Annotated in this window: 23 protein-coding genes and 1 pseudogene; 11 read left to right on the forward strand and 13 right to left on the reverse strand. The window is 51.6% G+C overall.

Annotated features, from left to right (window positions below):
- Nucleotides 1-78 precede the first annotated feature (78 nt).
- The 8 genes and pseudogenes from B5F34_RS01385 to B5F34_RS01425 all read right to left on the reverse strand — a co-directional run bounded on the left by B5F34_RS01385 (nt 79) and on the right by B5F34_RS01425 (nt 5,716).
- Nucleotides 79-294 (reverse strand): helix-turn-helix transcriptional regulator, encoded by a 216-nt coding sequence (locus B5F34_RS01385; RefSeq protein WP_087334299.1) that lies wholly within the window; start codon nt 292-294, stop codon nt 79-81.
- Nucleotides 295-297: 3 nt separating this feature from the next.
- Complete coding sequence (locus B5F34_RS01390) at nt 298-573, reverse strand: hypothetical protein (RefSeq protein WP_087334300.1); 276 nt, start codon at nt 571-573, stop codon at nt 298-300.
- A 13-nt stretch (nt 574-586) separates the two neighbouring features.
- The gene (locus B5F34_RS01395; protein ID WP_087334302.1) at nt 587-1,051 is read right to left on the reverse strand and encodes a hypothetical protein; all 465 of its coding nucleotides are present in this window, start codon (nt 1,049-1,051) and stop codon (nt 587-589) included.
- A 64-nt stretch (nt 1,052-1,115) separates the two neighbouring features.
- A complete protein-coding gene (locus tag B5F34_RS01400) occupies nt 1,116-1,751 on the reverse strand; it encodes a DUF2975 domain-containing protein (protein ID WP_087334304.1) in 636 nt (211 codons plus the stop codon).
- 17 nt (nt 1,752-1,768) lie between these two features.
- A complete protein-coding gene (locus tag B5F34_RS01405; RefSeq protein WP_087334306.1) occupies nt 1,769-2,467 on the reverse strand; it encodes a DUF2975 domain-containing protein in 699 nt (232 codons plus the stop codon).
- Nucleotides 2,464-3,300 (reverse strand): type II CAAX endopeptidase family protein, encoded by an 837-nt coding sequence (locus tag B5F34_RS01410; protein ID WP_087334308.1) that lies wholly within the window; start codon nt 3,298-3,300, stop codon nt 2,464-2,466. The genes B5F34_RS01405 and B5F34_RS01410 overlap by 4 nt, the downstream gene beginning before the upstream one ends.
- A 329-nt stretch (nt 3,301-3,629) precedes the next feature.
- Nucleotides 3,630-3,776 (reverse strand): annotated as a pseudogene (locus B5F34_RS01420) (aldo/keto reductase); the annotation flags it as partial.
- 194 nt (nt 3,777-3,970) lie between these two features.
- Complete coding sequence (locus B5F34_RS01425; protein WP_087334314.1) at nt 3,971-5,716, reverse strand: tetratricopeptide repeat protein; 1,746 nt, start codon at nt 5,714-5,716, stop codon at nt 3,971-3,973.
- Between the two features lie 1,811 nt (nt 5,717-7,527).
- Here B5F34_RS01425 and B5F34_RS01430 point away from each other — a divergent pair.
- The 7 genes from B5F34_RS01430 (at nt 7,528) to B5F34_RS01460 (ending at nt 15,953) form a co-directional block, all read left to right on the forward strand.
- Nucleotides 7,528-8,388, forward strand: a complete 861-nt coding sequence (locus B5F34_RS01430; RefSeq protein ID WP_087334316.1) for a GLPGLI family protein — start codon at nt 7,528-7,530, stop codon at nt 8,386-8,388.
- Between the two features lie 41 nt (nt 8,389-8,429).
- The gene (locus B5F34_RS01435; RefSeq protein WP_087334318.1) at nt 8,430-9,287 is read left to right on the forward strand and encodes a GLPGLI family protein; all 858 of its coding nucleotides are present in this window, start codon (nt 8,430-8,432) and stop codon (nt 9,285-9,287) included.
- A gap of 41 nt (nt 9,288-9,328) precedes the next feature.
- Nucleotides 9,329-10,186, forward strand: coding sequence for a GLPGLI family protein (locus tag B5F34_RS01440; protein ID WP_087334320.1), 858 nt, complete (start codon nt 9,329-9,331; stop codon nt 10,184-10,186).
- A gap of 25 nt (nt 10,187-10,211) precedes the next feature.
- On the forward strand, nt 10,212-11,141 hold the full coding sequence (locus B5F34_RS01445) for a GLPGLI family protein (RefSeq protein WP_162609266.1): 930 nt from the start codon (nt 10,212-10,214) through the stop codon (nt 11,139-11,141).
- A gap of 152 nt (nt 11,142-11,293) precedes the next feature.
- On the forward strand, nt 11,294-12,142 hold the full coding sequence (locus tag B5F34_RS01450) for a GLPGLI family protein (protein ID WP_162609267.1): 849 nt from the start codon (nt 11,294-11,296) through the stop codon (nt 12,140-12,142).
- Between the two features lie 216 nt (nt 12,143-12,358).
- The gene (locus B5F34_RS01455) at nt 12,359-13,225 is read left to right on the forward strand and encodes a GLPGLI family protein (protein ID WP_087334326.1); all 867 of its coding nucleotides are present in this window, start codon (nt 12,359-12,361) and stop codon (nt 13,223-13,225) included.
- Between the two features lie 25 nt (nt 13,226-13,250).
- Entirely contained in the window at nt 13,251-15,953 is a 2,703-nt protein-coding gene (locus B5F34_RS01460) for a hypothetical protein (protein WP_087334328.1), read from the forward strand.
- Between the two features lie 150 nt (nt 15,954-16,103).
- Here B5F34_RS01460 and B5F34_RS01465 read toward each other — a convergent pair whose 3' ends face one another.
- Nucleotides 16,104-17,111 (reverse strand): aspartate-semialdehyde dehydrogenase, encoded by a 1,008-nt coding sequence (locus tag B5F34_RS01465; RefSeq protein WP_087334330.1) that lies wholly within the window; start codon nt 17,109-17,111, stop codon nt 16,104-16,106.
- A 154-nt stretch (nt 17,112-17,265) separates the two neighbouring features.
- Between B5F34_RS01465 and B5F34_RS01470 the strand changes: the two genes are divergently transcribed.
- Genes B5F34_RS01470 through B5F34_RS01485 form a run of 4 tightly spaced genes read left to right on the forward strand, consistent with a single transcriptional unit; the run spans nt 17,266 to nt 22,095 of the window.
- The gene (locus B5F34_RS01470; RefSeq protein WP_087334332.1) at nt 17,266-19,398 is read left to right on the forward strand and encodes a cation:proton antiporter; all 2,133 of its coding nucleotides are present in this window, start codon (nt 17,266-17,268) and stop codon (nt 19,396-19,398) included.
- Nucleotides 19,395-20,111, forward strand: a complete 717-nt coding sequence (locus B5F34_RS01475; protein ID WP_204245565.1) for a tRNA threonylcarbamoyladenosine dehydratase — start codon at nt 19,395-19,397, stop codon at nt 20,109-20,111. Before B5F34_RS01470 ends, B5F34_RS01475 begins: the two co-directional genes overlap by 4 nt.
- 22 nt (nt 20,112-20,133) lie before the next feature.
- The gene (locus B5F34_RS01480) at nt 20,134-21,375 is read left to right on the forward strand and encodes a DUF4934 domain-containing protein (RefSeq protein WP_087334336.1); all 1,242 of its coding nucleotides are present in this window, start codon (nt 20,134-20,136) and stop codon (nt 21,373-21,375) included.
- A gap of 33 nt (nt 21,376-21,408) precedes the next feature.
- Nucleotides 21,409-22,095 carry an ABC transporter ATP-binding protein gene (locus B5F34_RS01485; RefSeq protein ID WP_087334338.1) on the forward strand — a complete coding sequence of 229 codons (687 nt, stop codon included), beginning with the start codon at nt 21,409-21,411 and terminating at the stop codon, nt 22,093-22,095.
- Here the strand turns inward: B5F34_RS01485 and B5F34_RS01490 are convergent.
- The 4 genes from B5F34_RS01490 to B5F34_RS01505 form a co-directional block, all read right to left on the reverse strand.
- A complete protein-coding gene (locus B5F34_RS01490; RefSeq protein WP_087334340.1) occupies nt 22,069-23,010 on the reverse strand; it encodes a helix-hairpin-helix domain-containing protein in 942 nt (313 codons plus the stop codon). The genes B5F34_RS01485 and B5F34_RS01490 overlap by 27 nt on opposite strands.
- A 16-nt stretch (nt 23,011-23,026) precedes the next feature.
- Nucleotides 23,027-23,908: an Rpn family recombination-promoting nuclease/putative transposase gene (locus B5F34_RS01495; protein WP_087334668.1), complete on the reverse strand. Its 882-nt coding sequence runs from the start codon at nt 23,906-23,908 to the stop codon at nt 23,027-23,029.
- 80 nt (nt 23,909-23,988) lie between these two features.
- Nucleotides 23,989-24,918 (reverse strand): riboflavin biosynthesis protein RibF, encoded by a 930-nt coding sequence (gene ribF, locus B5F34_RS01500; protein ID WP_087334342.1) that lies wholly within the window; start codon nt 24,916-24,918, stop codon nt 23,989-23,991.
- Nucleotides 24,890-25,507: an HAD family phosphatase gene (locus B5F34_RS01505; protein ID WP_087334344.1), complete on the reverse strand. Its 618-nt coding sequence runs from the start codon at nt 25,505-25,507 to the stop codon at nt 24,890-24,892. Before B5F34_RS01505 ends, ribF begins: the two co-directional genes overlap by 29 nt.
- Nucleotides 25,508-25,683: the final 176 nt, after the last annotated feature.

Raw genomic sequence — 25,683 nt, forward strand, 5'->3', positions numbered from 1 at the left:
AATATACTGGATACCAGCGGCTACCTGATTCTGCTGCTGATGATACTTCGCCACCGGCTGGAGAAACACGTCATCGGCCTAAATCTGGACGGCAACGACCTTTTCCAGCAAGTCCCCCGGCTGGCACTCCAGCACCTTGCAGATGGCTTCCAGCGTAGAGAAGCGTATGGCCTTGGCCTTGCCCGTCTTGAGGATAGACAGGTTGGCGGGAGTGATGTCCACTTTCTCTGCCAGCTCGCTCAGTGTCATTTTGCGGCGGGCCATCATAACGTCCAGGTTTACGATGATAGGCATGGGTTATTCCGTCCCTCCTTTCTCTGCTTCAGGCAGTTTGCCGTCTATAATGTCCAGCCAGCGGGTGCGGCGTTTGACGGTTCTGTTCCAAAGGTACATGCTACCGTATAGACATCCCATCAATAAGACTACGCCGATGCCTTTCAGTCCGCCTCCGTGCTTCAGGAAGGGATACCAGATGGCCAGCATGAAGATGATTTCCGACACCATCAGCGTCAGGAACATGGTGCCCAACAGGCAAAGCCACGCTTTCAGTTTCTTCTTTGTATTCGGTTTCATACTTCTTGCTTTGTTAGATGGTTAAGTCTTGTTCTTCTTTAATCTTCACGGCGCGTAGCACTAACCGGCTGATGAATATCAGGAGAAAGCCCAGCAGGTAGATGTACGCCGTGTCTTGCTGGAAAAGGTCGTTGCCGTCCAGATTTAGGCCGATGACGTGTTTCTCCAGCCGGTGGCGAAGTATCATCAGCAGCAGAATCAGGTAGCCGCTGGTATCCAGTATATTGGCAGTCCTCCTACTCAACAGTTGCCGACAATCCAGCCGCAGGAGTTGCACGCTGATGATGGTCAGGCAGAGCAAGTTGCAGATGTATATCCATGTCAGGTACTTGTCTCCTTCTGCCGACCGGAGGTTTTCCGTCAAATCCATGATGTTGGGTATGCCTATCACTACAATGGTGAAACAGACGATGGTCAGTGACCACATTTCACCGTAGCGTTGTTGCAGGTATTGGTAGATTCGTTTCAGTTGTTTCATTGTTTATGTCTTTTTTCCCTTTGTTCAATTTTTATGCAGGTGTCTATATGACAAAGTGCTTTGCTCATACCAGGCCTTCGGTGTCCCTCTGTAGCTTGTTGCCGATACGGAAGGCCTCGGCGGCAAACAGGAAGCAGGCGGGTGGAATGGCGTATGCCAATAGTGAGAACCACTCGAAGCCTACATGGTAGTGTTCGAAGTCCAGTTGCATCCGCAGGCCCAGGAAGTCGATGAGGTGGAACACTGCCAATAAAGCCACGCCTGCCAGTTGGCAGTAACCGAATCGCCGCAACAGCCGTTCGTTGTCTGCCGTGAAGAAATTGCCTGCTTCGATGTTCTTAAAAAGCGTATAGCTCCACCCGTAGGGGCACAAGATGAGCAGCAGGCTGGCCATGCCGCAGACTGCTCCGGCCAGGCGCATCCCCCAAGGCAGGGAGTGGAACGAGTCGGTGTGCCAGAAATGTTTTACGGCTTGTCCGTAGGCCACTTCGAGGACTTCGCCCGTGCGGATATTGGTCAGTGTGTCCGGTTCGTAAACATCGGGTTTGGTGACCAGCGGCACGGAGAATTCCTGTACGTCGGACGGGGCGATACATTGCCGTGTATATTCCACCATGTGCGTACCGTCGCGGAAGATGAAGCACATGTGCAGGCAGAGGATGATGCCCCAAAGGATGTAGAGTGATGCCAGTTTCTTCATGTTTTTCTTCCCTTTCGTTATATTGTCAGTTCTTGTTCTTCCTTCATCTTCAGTCCGATGGCAAACACTTCGCCTACGATGAGGGCACACAGTCCCAGCAGCAGCGTGCTGCCCCTTACGGCGTCGCTCAGGGTCAGTTCGTAGCCGGGAATCTCCAGCACCTGGCGTACAGCCTGCAGCTTTATCCACTCCTGCAGCAGGGCGCACCCGAAGGTTGCCAGCAGCAATATGCCCAACCGGCGGAGACGCCGCACGTTGCGCCAGCTGAAAATATCAGACTTGTTGATGCTCACTATCAGCCGGATGAACAGCACTAATGCCCACACCGTGGCCACGAATGCCAGCAGTCCCGACACTGCCGATGCGATGGATGAGGCCGTGTCGTGCCGCGTCTCTACGCTGACCAGCAGGCTGGAGTAGGCGGCAGGCACGTAGCGGCGTGTGCGGGTGTTGAATACGGAATCCTGCATCAGCCGGTCGCTTTTCCCTTGCAGGAGACCGGGCAGGGTAGATATGTAGGTGAGGTGTTTCAGCCTTTCCAGTTCTTTCATTTCCGTCTGGCTTGCGGTGCTGCCTTCTGCTTCGGCTTTGGCATAGTCCCATCCGGCCTGTATGCCCATGCGGGCACCTATAGCCATGTAATAGCCGGTCTCTATCACCGACCAGCCCAGCACCAGCAGCACGATGGCGCAGAATATGTTCAGTCGTCGTTTCATGATGGTAGTCCGTTGTGGGGGTTATCTGTTTCTGTCTGGCGGAGGGAGACTGTCTCCCGGTAGTCCGCTATCCTCGGGTGGCGTGTCAGCTGCCACAGTGCCAACACCAGAAGCACGGCGGCACCCGCCAGCAGCGCGGTGTAGGCAGGCTGTCCTGTCAGTTCGGCGAAGTGGTCCACGTCCGGCCAGTTCAGTGTGAACCATACGGAGAGTGAATTGTTGAGCACATGCACCACGATGCCCGGCACCACGCTGCGGGTGCGGTAGTACAGCCATGCCAGCAATATGCCCATCAGCAGACCGGCCACCGACTGAGCCGGGTTGAAGTGGATGAGGCCAAACAGCAGGCCGGAGATGAGGATGGCCGTCGTGGGGCGGAACCTGTTCAGCAGTTCGCGTGTGATGGCACCCCGAAACATCAGTTCCTCCAGCACCGGCCCCAGCACGGCGATGTAGACTATGCCGCCCCAGTTGCCCTGTAACTGCTGGAAGGTATTCTCCAGCCAGTCCGGCAGGAAGTCCAGCAACGACATCAGCCCGTCCATCAGCGCGATGGCCGACACGCCTGCCAGCACCGTCCAGCCCAGGTAGCCGGCAGAAACGGGCGAGTAAACCTGCCCGTCGTTCTCCAGGTAGCCTTTCTTCCACAGGTACCATACGGTAAAGAACAGGGTGAGCAACGAACTCGGCACCAAGGTCGAGGCCGTGGCTGCATCGGCATCCACGGTGCCCGTAGTGACAAACTGCCACATCAGCACCAGCGGCACGGAAGCGGCACCGCCCAGGATTTGCAGCAGGATAAAAACGAAGAATAGCTCGGCAGTCTTTTTCATACGATTAACCTTATTCATTATACATACTACATACTGTTCATGCCGGCACCGCCCATCCGATTAAGAGGCTTGCTACCACCGACAGTCCTAACACTAACAACGTGATGCTCATCAATGCTTTTTTCATAACCTGACCTTTTATATTTTACTCTTTTATGCTTTACACGGTAAATCTTTATCGTTTTTCGATATGCAAAGAAAGGAGCTTTTCTTGAGATTATCAAGAAAAACAGAAAATATTTATCGAAAAACGATAAAAAGACGATAAGAACGGAAAAAAGCCCCGTGCTTTCTGTAGATACACAGCCGGCACGGGGCAAGCAGGTAGATTAGCGGCGGTTCTGTTTCAGCCGTTCCACAAAGGCATCAATCCGTTGCATCTCCCTCGGAATATCTATGCCTTGCGGGCAATGCGGGTTACATTGTGCGCAGCCGATGCAATGATTCGCCTGGCGCAAACTTCCCAACGAATGGTTTCCCTTCCCGGCATTGGGGGAGATTGTCCGAGAACTCTTCCGACACTATCATTCTGTCATCCCGCAGTCGAGGGATCTCAAGACACGTTCCTGTAGATTTAGTGAGATGGCTCGACTTCGCTCGCCATGACAGCATGATAGCAGCTGATAGGTTTTCGGACAGCCTGGGGGCACGATTCCCGTCAACGGACCGCTTACAATGAGCAGATAAACTCGTCCCAGTCTTTGGCGGAGTGACAGCCGCTCAACATGCGTTCTGCCATTCTGGCCCGCATGGAACTGATGGTCTGGATAGGATTTCCTGTCAGTGTCCCGATTTGAGTCGGGGTAAATCCCGCCTTCAGCAGTAGGCAGACTTTCCACTCTGTCGGTTTAAAGTTATAGCTCAATTGGCCTAATTTGGAAAGGAACTCAGCATCTATTTCTCTGAATGCCTTTTCCAGTTCTTTCCATTCCTGCTGTGAGATATGGGTCACCCCTCTGTGTGAAGCAGCTTTTTTGGTCAGCATTTTGACAATCGGCGTGCTTTGTATGCCTTCCCGTTTTTCTTCTTTAAGCATGCGGCTTGTTTCCATCTGCTGTTGCGCGTTGGCAAGCTGCTCTTGCACCGTGTGGAACTCTTCTTCCCGTTTCACTCCTTTTTGTTGCTCTTCCTGCAGGGCTGTTCTCAAATCCTGCAGGCGTCTGTTCATTTCCTTTTTGTTTTGCAGGTTGTCGTCTTCCGTTTTCTTTTTCAATAACTTCAGTTTCTCCAAGCGCATTTCCAGTATTTCCCGGCTTTTCCATTGATATTGCCGGTAAGCGATGAAGGCAAGCAGCCCGCCTGCCAGACAAATAGATAGATATAGTAAGTTCTTGGTCTGGGCGTTGTAAGCTTTCAGCAGGCGTGCGTTCTCCCGTTCGCGCAACTGATAATTGTATAAAGAATACTTTTGGGAAATCGCCTCAGTCTGCGTTCGTAGCAGGAGGGAATCCGAATACATGAGATAGGCATTCAGTAAGCTTTCGGTTTGTTTTATATTTTTTTCCCGTACAGCCAGTTGTAGCAGGTACCGGCAGGCCAGATTCTTGGCATATACGTCTCCCCATTCCAATAATTTGCTAAAGTAATATACGGCGGAGTCTTGGCCTGTCTTGAAATAATGATAACCGGCAATTATGTACGCCGCCTGTTTGTTTGCTCCGGACAAGTCGTCGAAATCCCGGGGCAAATAGACACGGGCCGAATCATACATCACCTTGTCCTGATAAAAACTGGCCATCTGGATTTTCATCAGTTTGGCCAATTCCTGTTCGTGCGTCATGACACTCCATGTATAGGCTTTCTTATAATAAGGAAGCACACTGTCGTTTTGTTCCAGACACCGATATGCGAGTGCTACATCCCGCAGGCTGTATATCATTCCCACAGTGTCTTTCAGCATTTCCGAGCATTGCAGACTCTTTTGGTGCATTTCCAAAGCTTCCTGGTATAAACCTTGATAGGTGAACAGCGACCCCATCTGTGCGGTCACCCGGCTGCGCAGGTCTATCGCTTCTTCAGGCATCGCATCGAGAGATTGGGTAAAATAGTCCAATGCCTGCGGTGTGTCGCCCAGGTCGCTCATCACTCGTCCGGCATAATAATAGGCTTCCGGCAGATGGTGCCGGTCATTACGGCTTTCGTAATAATGCAGCACAGCCAGCATGAGGCTGTCCGATGTGTGGGTGATATATGCCTTGTCGCGGGCTTTGATGCACAGCAGGTTGTAATACATCTGTACCTGTTCCGATTCCTGCTTCATCAGCGGACGCCATGCCTCCAGCAAGGCTAAGGCACTGTCCGGGTATGCCGCTGTCAAGCTGTCTGCTACCTGTAAGACCGAAGGATAACGGTCGTGCGAACAGGCACTCCAGGTTAACAGGCTCCATGCTATGAATAGATACAAGGTGAATTTCATATTACAAATATAGACAACGTGCGTGAAGGCTTATGATTTATCCCAGCTAAAAAAAGTTAAGAGGTGTGTCAAGATAGATATTCCCTATCATTAGCTTCGCTCAAAACCTCTTTTGACTATTTCATTTTCATTAAGGTATAGTCTGTCACCCCCCCCCCGACTAAGCGTGGTTCGCCCCTTTCGAGGTCGATGGAAGGGAGGAGGATGAGATAATCCGCAGGTGTTCCCCTTCGGGGAGCCACCGGCGGTTAAGCATCGTTCAACCTCTTTGAGGTTGCCGACGAAGCTGCGGACTCTGTGCCCTCCCGTCCTTTTTCCGACAGACAGTTACAGAACTTTGTATCTCTGTGTTTGATATAAACTAATTCTGATTGGTTACTTATAGTCCGGATTCGGGCGAAATATAAATGAAAATATAAATGATTTTGGAGCATCTTTCACAATATACTTTTGATATACAGTACATTGATAATTTGAAACCTGTCATTTTTTATAAGTGAAAATATAAATGCTTTCGCACAGAAACGGTGACTGTCAGGCTACTGATACATGTTCTGCTTCAAACCGCCTTCACACATTCACGGCAGTGTAAGACGCTGTAGATAAGGGAAATGTTGTGAAAGATGCATCCTTCACGCATCTTTCACGAACCCGGTTTGCCGCCACAGATGCACGGGCCGGTTCTGCTTTTACTGATTTTCTCCTTATATATTGAAAGCAGCGTTCGTAGCGCAGGGAAGCACGGTGCGTATCCCCTTGCAGAGACGCGATGAATCGCGCGCACAATGAACGGTGTGTGAAAGATGTATCTTTCACCATAACCGGCTGATTCACAAAAAGTCGGCAGGCGGTGAAAGCGTGAAGGCAATTTGGAAGATTCTTTTCTTGTGAGGTGAAGGCAGGCACTGCCCTTGGGGAAGCATGCCGGAATTCGGCACAGATTCATTATGGCTGTTCTAACATGAAGGTTTAGCAGTCTAAAATGCAGGTTTAGCAGTCTAAAATGGCATTTTAGCTGTGCGGGATGAGGGCCAAAGCATACGAGGCATTTTGCTTATGCTTTACGCGGGTTAGAATTGTGTATTTCCACATTGTCTGCCCTGCATGCACTGACATCCTTGAAGAGGTTGAACCTGGCACGTTTGACTCTTTCCAGCCTCGCACACCCGGCAACCTCAAAGAGGTTGAACGATGCTTAACCGCGGGTGGCTCCCCGAAAGGGGAACACCTGCGGATTATCTCATCCTCGTTCTCTCACATCGACCCCGAAGGGGTCGAACCACGCTTATTCTGCCCAAAAAGCACCGTTCATCCGTTTCCATTCCATTCTTACGAACAAGCCTGAGCAACTGTAGATAGCGAACAGGCTATATAAATGGATGAATCGGGAATAAGTCTGTCAGAAGGATGTGGCCGGACATGTGTGGTTCGACCCCTTCGAGGTCGATGTGGGAGAGCGAGGACAGATCCGCAGGTGTTCCCCTTTCGGGGAGCCACCCGCGGTTAAGCATCGTTCAACCTCTTTGAGGTTGCCGGACGAAGCCACAGACTCCGTGTCTCTCCTGTCCATTTCCTGATAGATTGTTACAGAACTTTGTGCCTCTGTGTTTGATATAAACTAAATCTGATTGATTATTTGTCTCCATGCTTTGTCGGCTTATTGTGAGAGACTTATGCCGGTTTTTGCGTACAAAACTGCGTACAATTCCGTGGAGGTGCGTACAACTTTGCGTAGTCCTTTTTCTTCTGTTTATTAGGAAAGCTAAAAGCGGCTTCCTATTTTTGGAGCAAAATTCAAATACCATATAAACATGAAACAGAGTCTATTCTTTTTTATTATCTGGTTCGGATGTTGTCAGTTACAAGCACAGCCCAAGGCGGCAAGAGTAATAGTACCTCCGATTCGCTCCATGGATTGTGATAAAGCAGTGCTGGCAGGTGAAGCGAACTTACGCGTCAGTTATGCATTAAACGCCGATGATTTGTCGGATATGGGTACATACATCGATTTGCAATATTTACTGGTAGGTGAGGGCGTATCCAAATACTATAGTGCCTTATTGAGCGCCAGCGATTCCCTTATTCATGTGTGGAGGAAAGAACATCCTAATTCTCCGGGAGTTCCGCTTTGGCTTGGTGAAGGTGGCAAGCGGTATGATTGGTGGTCGGAATACCAATATACGGAAATATTCAAAGAAGGTGATGAAATAACGGTTTACTCCCGTATGCCGCATCCCTTGCAACGTTATGATTGTTGGCACAAAGAACCTTACCCGCTACAGCAGTGGAGCATACAGAATGATACGCTGACCGTGTGTGGATATAAGTGTCAGAAAGCGGTCTGTCATTTTCGCGGGCGTAATTTTGAAGCCTGGTTTGCTCCGGATATTCCTGTCAGCCAGGGGCCCTGGAAGTTCGGCGGTCTGCCCGGGTTGATTCTGAAACTATATGATGTGGATGGTCTGTACAGGTTTGAGTGCGTCAATATCGAACAGGGTAAATTCTCTATTAAAAAGTATGACTACAGCGGTTACAAGCAAATGGACAGAAGCCGCCTGTTGAAGTTGCAGCGTAGAATCAACGAAGATTTCTTCCGTTTGACGGGAGTTGTAGATGATCAGGGTAAACCGCTTTCTTTTTATACGCCCTACGAGCCGCTGGAACTGGAATAGTCGGGCATAATATAACTCTAACTATCTAAAAAAGAAATACTATGGCTTATATCTTAATGACATTATTTTCAGTGCTGTTTGCTACCTCGACCGTGGCACAGCCCAAACAGACAAAGATTTATCTGCCTGATCCCCGCTTGGATGCAGACAAATTTGAGGTGTTGGATACGGCCTATTTACGTGTAAGCTATGCATTGAATGCAGACGATTTAGCGGATTTGAGCACTTATATAGATTTGCAATATCTGGAAATCGGGGAACGGTTTTCTAAATATTACAGTGCATTCATCAGTAACTGTGATTCTCTTTGTACCGAATGGCTGAAACAGCACCCACAGGCCCAAAGCAGGCCAAGTGTAATGGGAGAAATGGGGAAAAAGCTTTATTGGTCGGAGTATCAAAGCTCGGAGATTTTCAGACACGGGGGAAGGCAGACCGTATATGCCCGGATGCCCGGCTATTTGAAGCGTTTTGATAGTTGGTACGCGGAGCCTTATCCTTTGCCCCGTTGGGAAATCGGGAATGATACGCTCACTGTTTGCGGCTATTTGTGCCAAAATGCAACCTGCTCTTTCCGCGGACGGGATTTCACAGCCTGGTTCGCACCGGAGATTCCCGTGGCGCAGGGACCTTGGACGTTTGGAGGATTGCCGGGATTAATTCTCAAAGTATATGATGCGGAAAAGTTGTACACCTTTGAATGCGTTTCCATTGCACAGGGGGCTTTCCCCATCAAAAAGCTGGATTATAGTTCGTACAGACAAGAAAACCGTACTCGGATTCTGGAATTGCAGCGGAAAATCAATGAGAATTATTATCAGGTGGCACAAATTCGTGATTTAAAAACAGGAAAACTAAGATCACGCTTCACTCCTTACAAGCCGCTGGAACTGGAATAATCGAGCATAATATAACTCTAACTATCTAAAAAAGAAATACTATGGCTTATATCTTAATGACATTATTTTCAGTGTTGTTTGCTACCGCAACCATGGCACAATCCAAACAGGCACTGATCTTTCCACCTGATCCCCGTTTGGATGCAGACAAATTTGAGGTGTTGGACACAGCCTATCTGCGTATAGGTTATGCATTGAATGCAGAGGATTTAACAGACTTAAGTACGTATATAGATTTACAATTTCTGGAAATCGGAGAGCATCTTTCTAAGTATTACAGCGCATTCGTTGTAAATAACGATTCTCTTTGCACCGAATGGATGAAACAGCCGCAAATCCCACATGGTGTACCATTCTTTTTAGGAGAAATGGGGAAAAAAACAACTTGGTCAGAATATCAATATTCGGAGATATTCAGGCAGGGAGGCGAACAAACGGTATATGTCCGGATGCCCGGTTCATTGAAACGCTATGATAGTTGGTATTCGGAGCCTTACCCTTTGCCTCATTGGGAAATCGGGGAAGATACGCTTACCATTTGCGGCTATTTGTGTCAGAATGCGACTTGTTCCTTCCGCGGACGGGATTTCGTAGCTTGGTTTGCGCCTGAAATCCCCGTCTCACAGGGACCTTGGACATTTGGAGGATTGCCTGGATTAATCCTCAAAGTATATGATGCGGAAAAGTTGTACACCTTTGAGTGCATTTCCATAGCGAAGGGGGCTTTCCCCATAAAGAAACTGGATTATAGCTCGTACAAGCAAAGGAAGCGAGCTTGGATTCTGAAACTGCAGCGGAAAATCAATGAGGATTATTTGCAAGTGGCACCTGTCGTTGATGCTAAGACCGGGAAGCGATTATCGCATTTTACTCCCTACGATCCGCTGGAACTGGAATAATAACGTGAAATTAAAACTTAGATTTATGAAACCCTATCTTACCTCAGAGCATATCAAGCATAACTTGGCCAATCTGCCTCGGCTGGTGTTTGATGTCCTCATGAAATACATTTTAGGAATCTTTTGTCTGCTGTATGCTTGTGCATTGTCTGCCCAGCCTAAGAATAATATAGTGACGCAACCCACAGCACGCATTCATGCGAAGTATGCCGTGATAGACCATGCCGACCTGCGGGTCAGCTATGCGCTCAATGCAGACAACCTTCTTGATATTTCCACCTATGTGGACCTGCAATATCTGGAAGTAGGCCGGCAGACCTCCAAATATTACAGTGCGCTTCTGGCTGCTTCCGATTCGCTTTCGGTATATTGGGTGAGGGAACACCCGAACGTGGACGGCCCTCCACGCTGGACGGGGGAAAAAGGAAAAAGCGAGTGGTGGTCGGAATATCAGTACACCGAGATTTTCAGAAGCGGCGGAGAACAGACCATGTACAGCCGCATGCCGTTTATGCTGGAACGGTATGACTGTTGGCACACGGAGCCTTATCCGCAACAATCGTGGCAATTGCAGTCCGACACCCTGACCATTTGCGGCTATCTGTGCCAGAAAGCGGTCTGTTCGTTTCGCGGACGCGATTTCGAAGCCTGGTTTGCCCCGCAGATTCCGGTCCGCGAAGGTCCCTGGACGTTTGGCGGTTTGCCGGGACTGATATTGAAAGTTTACGATAAGGACAGGCTATACGTCTTTGAGTGCGTCGGGATAGAACGCGGCAACTTTCCTATCAAGAAGCTGGACTACAGTAAGTACAAGCCCGTAAAAAGGAAAGAACTGCTGAAAATGCAACGGAAAATCAACGAAGATTATTTCTCGTTTTTTGGTGGTGTCATTGATGATGCAACCGGAAAGCCGTTGCGTATGTTCAAACCCTACGAGCCGCTGGAATTGGAATGATAACGTGAGATTAAAAGGAAGCTGCGGACTCCGTGTCTCTCCTGTCTATTTTCCTGACGGAAAGTTATGCACTTTGTGTCTCTGTGTTTTTGTATTCATGCATTTACTTACACTTACATAGCTTTGCTTAAATGATGAGGAAGATTGTTGCAATGATTGTTTTAATGTTTCTGTCGTCAATGGATTTGATAGGACAGCCTAAATCACGTTTTGTGATGGCTCCTGACTTGCGGGAGGCAGTAAATCGTGTCATGATGGTTGATACGGCATACCTTCGTGTCAGTTATGCCCTGAATGCTGATGACCTGGACAATCCCAGTACTTACGTTGATTGGCAGTATTTGCAAATCGGCGATTCGGTATCCAAATATTATAGCAAATTCCTGAATGAGGCGGATTCTTTGGTCTCTGTCTGGCTTAAAGAACATCCCCATGCGGACAGCGTTCCTCTATGGCTTGGAGAATCAGGTAAGAATGCTGATTATTGGACGGAATACCAATATTCGGAGCTATTCAAGACCGGGGATATGTTGACCGTTTATGCCCGTATGCCGATGTATCTTAAGCGTCATAACTGTTTTTATGTGGAGAGAATCCCCCGGCAGCAGTGGCAACTCCATGCAGATACGCTGGAAATAGGTGGATATGTGTGTCAAAAAGCTACCTGTTCGTTTCGGGGCCGGTCGTTTGAGGCTTGGTTTGCTCCGGATATTTCCATTCCGGAAGGTCCTTGGACATTTGGCGGTTTGCCGGGCTTAATACTGAAAGTGTACGATACAGACCGCTTGTACATTTTTGAATGCGTACAGATAGAAAAGGGGAAATTCCCCATCAAGAAATACGATGATTACAAGGAGTATAAGCCGATGAATAAGCAGAAGGTTTTAAAGTTGCAACGAAAAATCAATGAGAATTATTTTGTAGTAGCTAAGTTGTATGATTATTACACCAATAAGCCCAAGTCCCGCTTTACCCCTTACGAGCCGCTGGAATTGGAATGATAACGTGAGATTAAAACTTTGGTTTATGAAACCCTATCTTACCTCACATGACGCATAGTGAGACCCCTCGACCAAGCGGGGTGACAGACTATACTTTAATGAGAATGAAATAGTCAAAAGAGGTTTTGAGGAAGCTAATGATGGTGAGCTTGAATTTCGGCACACCCTCTTCCGACAAACCTGTGGTTCATATCGTTTTGTTGAAGATTAGAAAAGATGAAAATAAGTAGTTTACTGTTTTTGTTCTTCCTTTGGGGAGGCTCTTATTATTTGGTTGCCCAACCCAAACAAGGATATGCTTTAGCTCCCCGCTTGCGGGGGGCTTGTGAAAAGCAGGTGACGATAGATACAGCGTATTTGCGGGTGTATTATGCTTTCAATGCAGAAGACCTGAATGATTATGATACTTATATTGATTTGCAGTGTTTGGAAGTTGGCAGGAAGCAGTCAAAGTATTATAGCGCATTTTGGGCTACAGCCGATTCGTTGTCTGTAGAATGGGGCAAATCGCATCCCTATGCAGGAAGCAGTCCGCAATGGTTTGGAGAAGGTGGCAGATTCCCGGACCGGTGGAGTGAGTATCAGTTTTCCGTGATATTCAAATCCGGTAACCGGCTGAAAGTGTATGCCGCGATGCCTCATGCTTTGGAGCAATACAATTGCCGGTACGAGGAATCTTACCCTTTGCAAGAGTGGACGATAAGGGCTGACACGTTGACGGTTTGTGGGCATTTGTGCCAGAAAGCGGTTTGTTCTTATAGGGGCCGCCAATGGGTTGCCTGGTTTTCTGCCGATGTACCGGTGGCTGATGGACCTTGGAAATTGGGCGATTTGCCCGGGCTGATATTGAAAGCATACGATAGGGATGAGTTGTACACCTTTGAATGCATCGGGTTGGAACAGGGGGCTTTCCCCCTGGTGAAATGGGACTATAGCCGGTTCAAGGCCCGAAGTCGGGAGAAGGTGTTAAAACTGCAAAAGGGCATTAACGAGGATTATTTCAAAATGACAAAGGCTGTGGATATAAAAACCGGAAAGCCGGTATCCAAGTTTACCCCCTACGAGCCGCTGGAACTGGAATGATAACGTGAGATTAAAACTTTGATTTATGAAACAGAATCTTATTTCGTATCGTGAGAAAAAACAGGCAGGCACAGGGCTGTGCAGCGGCTGGAAAGCGGCCGTCGTGGGGCTATGCCTGCTTGTGGGGGCAGTGGGAATCCGTGCCCAAAGCCTGTTTACCGGACGGGTGACAGATGAGGCGGGACACCCGTTTGCGGTCAATGTCAGCCTGCGTCTGCCGGGCAGTGCCCTGGTGAAGGCTTTTACGTCTACGGACGGGGCCGGCAATTACCGCCTGCAGTATGCAGGTGCCGAAGACAGCGTGGTGATTGTGGTGTCCGGCCTGCAGGTGGGGAAGAACGAGCGGGTGGTGCGCAATGTGTCGCAACGGCTGGACTTTGTCCTGGAGGAGAAGAGTATCTTGTTGAAAACCGTGAGTGTGAAAGCGCAGAAAATCAGGCAGGACAACGACACGCTGAACTACCTGGTCAGCTCGTTTGCCGACCAGAGCGACCGCGTGATTGGCGATGTGCTGAAGAAGATGCCCGGCATAGAGGTGGACGAAAACGGAGGCATCTCCTACAACGGCAAGGCCATTTCGCATTTCTACGTCGAAGGCATGGACCTGCTCCAGGGACGGTATGGGCTTGCCACGCAGAATCTTCCGAACAAGGCAGTGAGCGTGGTGCAGGTGCTGAAGAACCACCAGCCGGTGAAGGTGCTGAAGGACAAAGTGTTTACGGATGCGGTATCCATCAATCTGAAGTTGCAGGACGATGCCAAAGGCGTGTTTACGGCTTCTGCCCTGGCGGGTGCCGGCTACCAGCCGGCGTTGTGGACAGCCGAACTGGTGGGCATGATGTTTGGCAAGAAATACCAGACGATGACGGTGTATAAAGGCAACAATACGGGCGATGACGTGCAGCAGGAATTCCGTTCGAAGTATGGGAGTGGCCAGATGACGGCTTCCAATACCCTCTTGCGTGTGCAGACTCCTTCGGCGCCGGAAGTGTCGACCAAGCGCTATTTCCAGAATCATTCGCATGCCGTGTCGACCAACCATCTGCTCAAACTGAAGAACGGAGGGGAATGGTCGACGGGAGTGATGTATTATAATGACCGCATCGACCGGGAAGGACGTTCGCTGACAGAGCAATACCTGCCGGGAGGAGACCGGATTGTGGTGGACGAGAACCTGCGGTCGACGAATCATATCCATAATCTGGAGGTCGCTTCGAACATGATGATAAACAACGACCAGAAATACCTGAACAACAAACTTGCCGTCCGTGCCAACTGGAACGAAGATGAGGGAACCGGCACCGTAGTGAGCAATGTGAATGCCGGCAACCGCACCGTCAACCAGCGGTTGGAACGGCCGTCGCTATCGTTGAGCGACCGCCTGAACCTGACACGTGCGGTAGGTGCAAACACCTACACGCTGAATGCCGGAATCGGTTATAGTGAGGTGCCCCATACCTTGAGCATCGCGCCTGTGGACTATTGGGACGACCTGCCGGTCAACTCGTTGGAGCAGGACTTCACCCTGCGGCACCTGGCTTTCAATCTGGGCCTTAGCTGGGGGTTGAAGGCGGGCAAGTTCTCGATGTACTACCTGCTGTACGGCAGCGGAAGCCTGCAGAATATGGATACCGAACTGGGCAGCCGCGAACCGGGAGGCGATGCTTACTTTGCCGACCCAATCTGGCGGAACGACTTGTGGTATAACACCTGGCAGGGAGGACTCAACCAGTTTTATTCCTACAAAAGCGGAGATTTCCGCATAGAACTGTCCCTGCCTGTGTCCTACCAGCGGTTGTGTGTGGACGACCGGTTGGCTGCGGACAAAAAGACCTATAACAAGCCCCTGGTTTCCCCCTCGATGTCGATGTACTACACCCTTGGCAACTGGGACTTTAAACTGTACGGAAGGTATACTTATGATTTTGGCGACCTCTATTCGACCTATCGCGGCTATGTCATGGAAGGGTATCGCAACCTGCTGCGGAACTCCGTAGACGACTTGCCGGAAACCCGCGAGGCAAGGGCCGGCGGCAGCATCTCGTACAATGATGCCTTCTCGGCGCTGTTCGGAAGCGTGTCCGGCGAATACATGCACGGCTGGCGGAACCTGCTGTATGGTTTCGATTATGACGGCATCCTGCGTATCAGGCAGATTTTGAGGCAACCTACGACGTTGGATTCGTACACCGCCCGTTTCAGTCTCAGCAAAGGACTGGACTTCTGGAACTCTACTCTCCAACTGAAAGGCTGGTATGCGCACAGCAACAGTCAGGGACTGATTCAAGGCGAGGTGGTGGATTTCCTGTCGGACAACGTGATATTGGGCTTCAAGGCCAACCTGGTTCCGGCCCGTTGGATGAGCCTGGATTATTCCTGCGACTGGCAGTGGTCGCAAAGCCATACAGCCACAGACAACAGCAGCTTTTCGGCGGTGAAATCGGTCGTCCAGGAAATGCACCTCAAGTTCTTTCCCACCAAGTCGCTGACCCTGGACATGGGAGTGGAACACCAATACACCAACCTCGCCTCTACCCGCCACATGGTGTTCGGCGACTTCAAGGTGGTGTGGCGTAACCGCTTTGTGGATGTGGAACTGGAGGCAAACAACCTGTTCAACCAGAAGCAATACATGCGGGTCTTCTACAGCGGGGCGGACATGTACCGTTACAGCTGCGACCTGCGCCCGGTCAGTGCCTTGGTGAAAATCAGGTATAACTTCAAGTAAAAGAGAAGCCCCCGGAGAGCCTGACTTCCGAGGGCTTAAAACCAAACTTCCAGGCGCTTGGAGGCAGGCTCCTAAGCGTCTGGAAGCAGACGGGTCATATCGTATGAAAAATCACTTTCCCGGCAAGCGCCGGGAGCCTTGTCTTTGGGTTCAGACGTCTTTCTCCTTTACCAGGTATTCGGCAATCTGCACGGCGTTGAGCGCGGCACCCTTCTTGATTTGGTCGCCCACAATCCAGAACGTCAGTCCGTGGTCGTTGGCCAGGTCCTTGCGGATGCGTCCCACGTAGACGGGATCTTTGCCTGCCAGGAAGAGAGGCATGGGATATTCCTTTTCGGCGGGGTTGTCCATCAGCACCAGACCTTCGCCTTGTGCAAAGGCTTCGCGGGCCTCTTCCACAGAGATGGGCCGTTCGGTCTCCACCCAGATGCTTTCGGAGTGGGAGCGCAAGGCCGGCACACGCACGCAAGTGGCACTGACGCGGACGTCGCTGTGCATGATTTTGCGCGTTTCGTTATACATCTTCATCTCTTCCTTCGTATAGCCGTTGTCCGTAAATACGTCGATTTGCGGAATGAGGTTGAATGCCAGCTGGTAGGGGAATTTCTCTACGGTGACGGGCTCTCCGACCAGCACCTGGCGGTATTGCTCGTAGAGTTCCTGCATGGCAGCCGCACCGGCGCCGCTGGCAGCCTGGTAGGTCGACACGTGTACGGTCTTGATATGGCTCAGCTGTTCGATGGCTTTCAGGGCCACTACCATCTGGATGGTGGTGCAGTTGGGGTTGGCAATGATGCCGCGCGGCCGGTCTTTGGCATCGGCGGCGTTTACTTCGGGCACTACCAAGGGCACATCGGCATCCATGCGGAAGGCGCTGGAGTTGTCAATCATGACGGCGCCATGCTTGGTGATGGTTTCGGCAAACTCTTTGGAGGTGCCTGCGCCGGCCGAGGTGAAGGCGATGTTCACGCCCTTGAAGTCGTCGTTGTGTTGCAGGAGTTTCACTTCGATTTCTTTGCCACGGAAGGTGTACTTGGTTCCCGCGCTGCGTTTGGAACCGAACAACAGCAGTTCGTCTATCGGAAAATTTCTTTCATCGAGCACACGCAGGAACTCTTGTCCCACGGCTCCGCTTGCTCCCACAATCGCTACTTTCATTTTACTTTTTGCTTTTTGAGGTTAGATAATACTTGTACAAATGTATGTCTTTGTCATTTTCGGGCGCAAATTTACAACAAAATGCGCTATGACGGCTTCCTAAATGAAAAGTTTTTCGTTATTTTGCACAACGAAATCCTAAAACCTCTTGCCCATGGACCTGTTTCACTTCAGTTTGCAGCTGCCCATTACCGACCCTACCTGGATATTTCTCCTGGTATTGCTCATCATCCTGTTTGCGCCCATCCTGCTGAACAAGCTGCGCATCCCGCACATCATCGGCATGATTCTGGCCGGACTGGTGGTGGGCGAGCATGGCTTCAACATCCTGGCGCGCGACAGCAGCTTCGAGCTGTTCGGCAAGGTGGGCGTGTATTACATCATGTTCCTGGCTGGCCTGGAGATGAATATGTCCGACTTCAAGAAGAACCGGGGCAAGGCGGTGATGCTGGGATTGCTGGCTTTTATCATCCCCATCAGCATCGGTCTGGTGACCAATATGTTCCTGCTGGAATACAGCCTGCTGACGTCGGTGCTCCTGGCCAGTATGTATGCCTCGCACACGCTGGTGGCCTATCCCATTGTCATCCGCTACGGCATTTCGTGCCACCGCAGTGTGAGCATTGCCGTGGGCGGGACGGCGGTGACAGACACGCTGACGCTGCTGGTGCTGGCGGTCATCAGTGGCCTGTTCAAGGGCGAGGCGGGCGGCTGGTTCTGGGTATGGCTGGTGGCGAAAGTCGTGGTGCTGGGCGGCCTTATCATGTGGCTGTTCCCCCGCATCGGGCGGTGGTTCTTCCGGCGGTACGACGACAACGTGATGCAGTTCATCTTCGTGCTTGCCATGGTGTTCCTGGGAGCAGGTCTGATGGAGTTTATCGGCATGGAGGGCATTCTGGGCGCCTTCTTGGTGGGGCTGGTGCTGAACCGGCTGATACCGCACGTCTCGCCGCTGATGAGCCATCTGGAGTTTGTGGGCAACGCGCTGTTCATTCCTTACTTCCTGATTGGGGTGGGTATGCTCATCGACATTCACGTCATCCTGGGCGGCGGCGATGCGCTGAAGGTGGCAGGGGTGATGATTGTGGTGGCGCTGGTCGGCAAGTGGATAGCCTCGTGGCTGACGCAGAAGATCTACCACATGTCGGTGCTGGAGCGCGAACTGATGTTCGGGCTGAGCAACGCGCAGGCTGCTGCCACGCTGGCGGCGGTGCTGGTGGGCTATAACCTGATACAGCCCAACGGCGAACGCCTGCTCAACGAAGATGTGCTGAACGGCACGGTGCTGCTCATCCTGGTGACGTGCGTGGTCAGTTCGTTCATCACCGAGCGGGCTGCACGCAAGATTGCCATGGGGGAGGCTCATCCGGAGGAAGACCGCTCACGCGAACCGGAAAAGATTCTGATTCCTGTGGCCAACCCGGCTACCATCGATTACCTGATGAGCCTTTCGCTCCTGATACGCGACCCGAAGCAGAAAGACAACCTGCTGGCGCTGAATGTCATCAATGACCACACGGAGTCCGACCGCCTGGAGCAGCAGGGGAAACGCTACTTGGAACGGGCGGGCAAAATCACGGCATCGGCAGGCATACAGCTGCAGTGCATCAGTCGCTACGACCTGAACATCGCAGCGGGAATTATCCATACTGCCCGCGAATACGACGTGACGGACGTCGTTATCGGCCTGCACTATAAGGTCAATCTCATGGACTCGTATTTCGGCAAGCTCACCGAGAGCCTGCTGAAAGGACTGCACCGCGAAGTGATGGTGGCACGTTTTCTCATGCCCCTCAATACCTTGCGGCGCATCATCATAGCAGTGCCGCCCAAGGCGGAATATGAGGCGGGCTTCCAGAAATGGGTGGAGCACTTCTGCCGCATGGGCGCTACGCTGAACTGCCGCGTGCATTTCTTTGCCAACGAACAGACGTCTTGCCTGCTGCAGGCATTGGTGCGGAAGAAACACAGCGGGACGATGACGGAATTTTCGCGGCTGGACAATTGGGACGATTTGCTGCTGCTGACGGGACAGGTGAACTACGACCATCTGCTGGTGGTCATCAGTGCCCGGCGCGGCTCTATCTCTTATGACAGTGCTTTCGAGAAACTGCCCGGACAGTTGGGCAAGTATTTCAACAACAACAGCCTCGTTGTGCTCTATCCTGACCAGATAGGCGAGCCGCAGGAGGCCATCTCCTTTGCCAATCCGCAGGGCAACAACGAAAGCCAGCACTACGAGAAGGTGGGACGGTGGTTTTATAAATGGTTTAAAAAAGACGAATGATGGAAGAAGACTGGCAACAACGCACGCGCCTCTTGCTGGGCGATGAAAAGGTGGAGCGCCTGCGACGGGCGCATGTCTTGGTCGTGGGACTGGGAGGCGTGGGGGCCTACGCCGCCGAGATGCTGTGCCGTGCGGGGGTGGGGCGATTTACGCTGGTAGATGCCGATACGGTGCAGCCTACCAACATCAACCGACAGCTCCCCGCCTTGCATTCTACGTTGGGACAGACCAAAGCCGAAGTGCTGGCTGCCCGTTTCCGCGACATTAATCCGGAGGTGCAGCTGAGGGTATGGCCCGTGTTCCTGAAGGATGAGGCTATCCCGGGGCTGCTGGATGAAGAGGCTTATGACTTTGTGGTGGATGCCATAGACACGCTGGCTCCCAAATGCCACCTGATTGCCGAGGCGTTGCGCCGGCGTCTGAAGATTGTGTGCAGCATGGGGGCGGGGGCCAAGAGCGACATTACGCAGATTCGCTTTGCCGATATTTGGGATACGTATCATTGCGGACTGAGCAAGGCGGTGCGCAAGAGGTTGCAGAAGATGGGTATCCGACACAAAGTGCCCGTGGTGTTCAGTACCGAACAAGCCGACCCCAAGGCGGTGATGCTGACGGACGACGAACGGAACAAGAAGTCTACCTGTGGCACGGTGAGTTATATGCCCGCCGTCTTCGGGTGCTACCTGGCAGAGTATGTGATCAGACGCTTATAAACTCATTAACTTATATTCGACGATGAATGCGATAACAAAATTGACAGGAACCGCTCTCCTTTGTCTGATGGCGGGATGCGTCGGCAGCACCGGGGCGGGAGAAAGCGTGGACGGTCTGACAGTGATAGACGTGGAAAGCGCCATGGATAATCTGCAGGCAGAATTAACTCTGTCTGACGTAGCGGACAGTGTGTGGTATCTGCCGTTGGAGACTACGGATGCCTGCCTGGTGGGCGAAGACCCTTCTGTCCGCTTGATAAGAGGCCGTGTGGTGGTACGTGCCAATTCGGGCAACGACTGTCTGGTCTTCGACGGACAGACCGGACGTTTCCTCAACTCCATCGGCCATGTGGGCGAGGACCCGGAAGGTCATTCGGGCAATATGCCGGAATATGATGAGCGTAGCGGATGGCTGTACTTCACTCGTTATCCCAATTCCTTGCAGAAGTTTGATGTCGAAGGTCATTACCAAGGGAAGCTGACCTTGTCCGGCATAGAGTTGTCAAATTGCAGTCTGGTGTCGGCAGATTCGTTGTTGGTATGCTATCCCTTCCACATCCCTCTCTTTGAGGGTGAAAACAAACTGTTCCTCTTCAACACCCGGGGACAGGCTGTGGACAGTGTCATTTTCCCCTGGGCGGAGCCTCCGGTGGCTGGGAAAGATTTGGTTTCCATTGATATTCAAGATGAATCTATGGGACGGCTCTACTTGAAATATGCCGACAAGAGCTTCTGGGTATGGGAAGCGGACAAGATGGGCGTGCAGGATGGGCAGGTCACTTTCCATCCGGCTTTCTCGGACACGTTGTATGCCTTGTCCGGAAACAGCCTGCGGCCCTTGGTAGCCTTGCACACCGGTAAATATCAGTTCCCTGCCGTGAAGGGGCGCACCGTTGAGTCCGGTTATTCGGACAGACTGGTGACCAAACGCATAGCTGTCACGCCCGGAAAGATTTGTTTCTCTTGCGAGCTTGACACGTATGGCGCGAGACAACTGTATGAAGGCATCTATGACCGCCGGACCGGCCACACACGCCTGTCGCCCGCATCCCAAGATGGCTATAAAGACGACCTGACCGGATTCATGCCGGTGCCGTGGTTCTTCCCCCAAGGCGTTCAGGTATCTCTCATCGAGGCTTATAAGGTGGTGGAATGGCTGGACGAACATCCTGAAGCGCGGGACAACCCGGCACTGGCTGTGTTGGCGCAGGTGAAAGAGGAAGACAATCCGGTAGTTGTCTTCGTGCGGTATAAAAGTGAGTGAGCTGGCGTTGGCTTCTTTTAAAAAAAGGGACGTATGATTCAATTGCAGGATATAACCAAAAGTTTCGACACCCTCCGGGTGCTGCGCGGCATCAGCCTGGATGTCCGTCAGGGAGAAGTGGTAAGCATCGTAGGACCCAGCGGAGCGGGCAAGACCACCCTGCTGCAGATTATGGGCACATTGGACCGCCCGGATACCGGGACGGTTGTCATTGACGGCACATCGGTGCAGCAGATGCAGGAACGGGAATTGGCGGCTTTCCGCAACCGGCACATCGGCTTTGTGTTTCAGTTTCACCAGCTGTTGCCGGAGTTCACAGCGCTGGAGAATGTGATGATTCCTGCTCTTATTGCAGGGCAGACGCAGCAGGAGGCACGGAAAATGGCCCGGTCCATGCTTTCACTGATGAACTTGGACGAGCGGGCTGCGCACAAGCCCAATGAACTGTCCGGCGGCGAAAAACAGCGGGTGGCTGTGGCCCGTGCCCTGATCAATCGTCCGTCTGTGGTGCTGGCAGATGAGCCTTCGGGTAGCTTGGACATGCACAACAAGGAGGAATTGCACCGCCTTTTCTTCGACTTGCGTGACAAGTTGGGACAGACCTTTGTCATTGTGACGCACGATGAAAAGCTGGCGGGGCTGACAGACCGCACCATTCATCTGGTAGACGGGCTAATCGTGGAGGAAAAGCCGCTATTCGAAACAGACGTAAGGAGCTAACTTCTGAAAGTCTTCTTCCGTGAATTCCTCGTATAGCCGGAATGGCTTCAAGCTGTGCAGTTTCCCGTTTTTCTTGCGCCATTCCACGATGGCCCTGGCTTGGTAGAAGTCAAGGTAGGGATGGTTGCGCAGCCGCTCAATGCCGGCTTTGTTCAGGTTGAGGCGTTGGATGGCTGCGGTGTCTATCCGGAACCAGGAGCGCAGTTGCTCGCAGTCCAAGTTGATTTCCTGTAATTGCTCAATGCAGTAGAAGCCGCCCAGTTGGTGCCGGTAGCCGGCGATGAGACGGGCGATGCCGCTGCCTATGCCGGGAATCTTCTTCAGTTCAGTCGTGTCGGCTCTATTCAGTTCGATGACGGTGCCAGCCGGGTATTTGAACGGACGCTCGATGCTGTCAGTTTCTTGTCTTACCAGAAGCTGTGGCATGGGTGCCTTTTCTTCTTTGCCGGGAACTATGCGGATATAAGGAAGGAGGGTGTTGAATTGCTCTTCCGTCAAGCCATATATCTTCTGGAAATCTTCCGGCCTTCTAAATTTGCCGCCTTTCTCCCGATAGCGAACGATGTTGCGTGCCATCCAATTGGGTAGGCCCAACCGACAGAGAAGGGTGCTGTCTGCCGTGTTGGGGTCGAAAGGAAAGGGGGTAAGCAGTGGCAAGGCTGGCTGCTGTTGGCTAAAGTCTGGCTGTTCCCGATGTTTTCTTTGGGGGAGCAAAGAGTCTTTGAATACTTTGTAGGTCTGTTGTCGGGCTGTCTGCTGTATCGTGTCTTCACCGGTCATGTGTTTGGACTTTGGATGATCATGCAGGTAGATGGTTTTCCCGCCCATAGCGAGTAGGATGAGCAGGCATAGCAACAGAACGCCGCGTCTTTCTTGGCGTGAGAAATAGAGAAAATCCCGGAAAATGTTTTTCATGGAGTGGACCGGTTGTTCAGAGGGTCTTGATTTCTTCTACCGACAGCTGGGTGTAGTTGGCTATGGTTTCAAGAGAGAGACCGTCTGCTTTCATCTGTCGGGCAATTGCTTTTTGCATTTCTTTGCGTCCTTCCTGCAGTCCTTGTTCCCGTCCTTGTTTCTCACCTTTCAGCAGAGCGGTTTGTAGCGTGCTGTACCAGTCGCGGTAGACTTTCAGGCTGTCTTCGTAGGCAATCAGTTCTTTTCGTGAGAAGCGTCCTATCTCCGCAGCTTCGAACAGTCGTGTAAAAACGCGCTCCTGCAAGGCGACCGGCCGGCTCATCAGAGAACTCAAGTTGCGAAGCACAAACATCCATTTGTCGAACATGGTTTCCAATTCCTGTTCGCTTTTGTTGAACTTGGGCATCTCCAGGTAAATGAGCGTCAGCTTGTCGTAGAACACCTTCTGTGTGCCCATATCCACTAACTTGACCTTGTGGTGGTAGTAGGAGTCGTCTGCATCATCGAACGTAAAGTTCAGGATGCCGATGGTGTAGACAGCTTTCAGTTCATAGCTCCAGTCTTTTCCCCGGATAGCCTGCTCGCGTATGGGGAAGGTCGTGTAGTACAGACTGCGGTCCTTGAAGAATTGTTGCTCGCCTCGTTGCATTTCTACGAGGAATTTCTCTCCCCGCGTATTCTCGCAATAGACGTCGAACACGGCGCGCCTGTCTATTTCGCGTGTTCCCAGCTGTTCGGTGTTCAGGTAGGTGACATCCTGTATGTCGGATTGTTCGGGCAGCAATGCATTGAGAAAGCTGATAAGCAGCTCCTTGTTCAGCTCTGTGCCGAATAGTTTTTTGAATCCGAAGTCGGTGTATGGATTGATGTAACGTTCTTGCAGTCCTTCGCTTCCCATAGCAATATCGTTTAAAAATATGTTGTAGGCAAATATACGTAAAACCTTTGATATATGAAAGGTTTTACGGTGGTTTCCGGTCATGCCTTTAGCAGCGCCCGTATATCTGCGGCATCTTGCTGCAACTGTCTGGTCAGTTCGTCCAGAGAGGAAAAGCGGCGCTCTCCGCGGATGCGTTGCACAAACGACAGGCGCAGGGGCTGGTGGTAAATGTCTTGGTTGAAGTCGAAGATGTGCACTTCGATGCTGCGGTCGTTTCCGTTGTCCAGCGTCGGCCGTTTTCCGATGTTCAACATGCCTGCTTTATGCTGTCCGTGTGTTTCCACCCGCACTGCATACACTCCGTCGGCAGGAACCAGTTTGTCGGGATGGTCGGGCAGGAGATTGGCTGTGGGATAACCCAGTTTGTGTCCTATCTGCCTGCCGCAGACTACGGTGCCGTTGATGAAATACGGATAGCCTAAGCATTCGTTTGCTTGAGCCACTTCTCCGTCGAGCAGCAGGCGACGTATCAGCGAGGAACTGACGGGCACTTCTTCTCGGGGAGCGGGCAGTCGGAAGGCTTCAGCCGGGCATATCTCCATGCCCAAGGTCTGTCCGTAGCGCACATAGTCGTCAAAGCCTTCGCTCCGGTTGTGTCCGAAGCGGTGGTCGTAGCCGATGACCAAGGCGCGGATGTTGTAACGGTTCTTCAGCACTTCCATGAACTCGCGGGCAGTGAGTGATGCCAGATAGGGGGTAAAATCCAGCAGAATACACTGTTCCACTCCCGTCTGTTCCAGTAATGCCATTTTTTCCTGTGGAGTCGTGAGCAGGCAGGGGCGGTACGCGCTTTGCAGCACCTTGCGCGGGTGGACCGGGAACGTGATGACGGCCGAAGCCAGTTGGCGAGCCTCTGCCTCGCGTCTGACCTGTCCGATAAGGAAGCGGTGCCCCTTATGCACCCCGTCGAAGAAGCCGATGGTAGCTACACTGGGTGGATTACTGGAACAGATGTCTCCAATCCTCATGAGCTTGTGGCGTATAAGTGCGGATGCCCAAGGACTGTGCGGTGCGGCAGTTGGCTTCGGCATCGTCGATAAACAGGGTTTCTGCGGGAAGTATGCCTGTCTCTTGCAGCACAGCCTGGAAGATTCCGGCGTCGGGCTTTATCATCTTCATGCGGTAAGACAGGAAAATGCGGTCGAAATAATCCTCCACGCGGTGTCCTTCCTTGTTGAACTCGTGCGTGCAGGCATACTCCCAATGGATGGCATTGGTGTTGCTGAGCAGATAGAGCCTGTAGCGCTTGCGCAAGTCGAGCAGGAAAGCGAGCTTGTAGGCAGGAATACCGTCGAGGAAACTGTTCCACGCCGCGTCGATGGCTTCGTCGCTCACGGGTTTGCCGATGGCGCGGCGAATCCGCTCCCGGAAGTCTTCGTCGGCAATCAGCCCTTTCTCGTGCAGTTGGAAGAAGCCTTCCTGGTGGCAATCGTGCAACATATTCTCCACATCGGGCATGCCCAACCGGCGGAACTGCTCGATGCAGCGGCGGCGGTCGAGGTCAATCAACACGCCGCCGAAGTCTATCAATAAGTTCTTTATGTGGGAATCCGGCATCTTAAGTAATCAATCTGAATTAGTTTATATCAAACACAGAGACACAAAGTTCTGTAACTGTCTGTCGGTAAAAATGACGGGAGGGCACAGAGTCCGCGGCTTCGCCGCATACGAGAGAAGGGAAATTAACTCTGTGAGCTATGGACAAGAAAACAAAAACTCTGTGTCTCCGTGCC

This window comes from Mediterranea sp. An20, from assembly GCF_002160055.1.
Lineage (GTDB): Bacteria > Bacteroidota > Bacteroidia > Bacteroidales > Bacteroidaceae > Bacteroides > Bacteroides avicola.

Coding starts and splice junctions, on each gene's coding strand:
- B5F34_RS01445 (WP_162609266.1), top strand. CDS start 10,212: ATGAAACCCTATCTTACCTCAGAGCATATCAAGCATAACTTGGCCAAT.
- B5F34_RS01410 (WP_087334308.1), bottom strand. CDS start 3,300: ATGAAAAAGACTGCCGAGCTATTCTTCGTTTTTATCCTGCTGCAAATC.
- B5F34_RS01465 (WP_087334330.1), bottom strand. CDS start 17,111: ATGAAAGTAGCGATTGTGGGAGCAAGCGGAGCCGTGGGACAAGAGTTC.
- B5F34_RS01440 (WP_087334320.1), top strand. CDS start 9,329: ATGGCTTATATCTTAATGACATTATTTTCAGTGTTGTTTGCTACCGCA.
- B5F34_RS01490 (WP_087334340.1), bottom strand. CDS start 23,010: ATGAAAAACATTTTCCGGGATTTTCTCTATTTCTCACGCCAAGAAAGA.
- B5F34_RS01475 (WP_204245565.1), top strand. CDS start 19,395: ATGATGGAAGAAGACTGGCAACAACGCACGCGCCTCTTGCTGGGCGAT.
- B5F34_RS01395 (WP_087334302.1), bottom strand. CDS start 1,051: ATGAAACAACTGAAACGAATCTACCAATACCTGCAACAACGCTACGGT.
- B5F34_RS01495 (WP_087334668.1), bottom strand. CDS start 23,908: ATGGGAAGCGAAGGACTGCAAGAACGTTACATCAATCCATACACCGAC.
- B5F34_RS01480 (WP_087334336.1), top strand. CDS start 20,134: ATGAATGCGATAACAAAATTGACAGGAACCGCTCTCCTTTGTCTGATG.
- B5F34_RS01455 (WP_087334326.1), top strand. CDS start 12,359: ATGAAAATAAGTAGTTTACTGTTTTTGTTCTTCCTTTGGGGAGGCTCT.
- B5F34_RS01435 (WP_087334318.1), top strand. CDS start 8,430: ATGGCTTATATCTTAATGACATTATTTTCAGTGCTGTTTGCTACCTCG.
- B5F34_RS01430 (WP_087334316.1), top strand. CDS start 7,528: ATGAAACAGAGTCTATTCTTTTTTATTATCTGGTTCGGATGTTGTCAG.
- B5F34_RS01470 (WP_087334332.1), top strand. CDS start 17,266: ATGGACCTGTTTCACTTCAGTTTGCAGCTGCCCATTACCGACCCTACC.
- B5F34_RS01385 (WP_087334299.1), bottom strand. CDS start 294: ATGCCTATCATCGTAAACCTGGACGTTATGATGGCCCGCCGCAAAATG.
- B5F34_RS01485 (WP_087334338.1), top strand. CDS start 21,409: ATGATTCAATTGCAGGATATAACCAAAAGTTTCGACACCCTCCGGGTG.
- B5F34_RS01390 (WP_087334300.1), bottom strand. CDS start 573: ATGAAACCGAATACAAAGAAGAAACTGAAAGCGTGGCTTTGCCTGTTG.
- B5F34_RS01400 (WP_087334304.1), bottom strand. CDS start 1,751: ATGAAGAAACTGGCATCACTCTACATCCTTTGGGGCATCATCCTCTGC.
- B5F34_RS01405 (WP_087334306.1), bottom strand. CDS start 2,467: ATGAAACGACGACTGAACATATTCTGCGCCATCGTGCTGCTGGTGCTG.
- B5F34_RS01460 (WP_087334328.1), top strand. CDS start 13,251: ATGAAACAGAATCTTATTTCGTATCGTGAGAAAAAACAGGCAGGCACA.
- B5F34_RS01450 (WP_162609267.1), top strand. CDS start 11,294: ATGATTGTTTTAATGTTTCTGTCGTCAATGGATTTGATAGGACAGCCT.
- ribF (WP_087334342.1), bottom strand. CDS start 24,918: ATGAGGATTGGAGACATCTGTTCCAGTAATCCACCCAGTGTAGCTACC.
- B5F34_RS01425 (WP_087334314.1), bottom strand. CDS start 5,716: ATGAAATTCACCTTGTATCTATTCATAGCATGGAGCCTGTTAACCTGG.
- B5F34_RS01505 (WP_087334344.1), bottom strand. CDS start 25,507: ATGCCGGATTCCCACATAAAGAACTTATTGATAGACTTCGGCGGCGTG.